Genomic DNA, 518 nt, shown 5'->3' on the forward strand with positions numbered 1-518 from the left:
GGCCTGGATGTTGCAAACAAGGATATGCCAGTCGGACCAGGCTCGGCTGTGGGAATTCCCACACCGGGGAAAACATTGGAAAAATCCGCTCCCAGTTTTGCTTTCCGGAAAGCGGGGCCTGCGGCCATCAAATTTCCTTGGATAGGGAGTAAGATGAAGTACACCTGATTGAACAAGAGTAAGATGAAGTACACCTGATTGAACAAGAGACTGTTGTGACAAGCTCTCCGGCCTTCATCTCAAGACTTTGCGATGCCGACCTCGCCGCGCTGACCAAACGGTGGCACGAGCGCAGCTATCGACACAACGAGCTGATCATTTCCCACGGCGACACTGGTCGCGAAGTCTACTTCCTGCTGGAAGGACGGGCTCGCGTCACACTGGTTTCAGCGGACGGCAGGGAGATAGCGTATCGCGATGTCGAACCGGGTGACATTTTCGGGGAGCTCGGAGGCATTGACGGGATTGCACGCTCTGCCAGCGTAGTCGCACTGGAGGCAACCCGCGCTGCACGGCTG

Annotated in this window: 1 protein-coding gene; it reads left to right on the forward strand. The window is 56.4% G+C overall.

All coding sequences use genetic code 11. The features are described from left to right. Positions 1–215: 215 nt before the first annotated feature. Positions 216–518 (forward strand): Crp/Fnr family transcriptional regulator (locus BQ8794_RS36865; protein ID WP_244555146.1); only part of this gene is annotated, 303 nt, incomplete at its 3' end.

This window comes from Mesorhizobium prunaredense, from assembly GCF_900156895.1.
GTDB classification, from domain to species: domain Bacteria; phylum Pseudomonadota; class Alphaproteobacteria; order Rhizobiales; family Rhizobiaceae; genus Mesorhizobium; species Mesorhizobium prunaredense.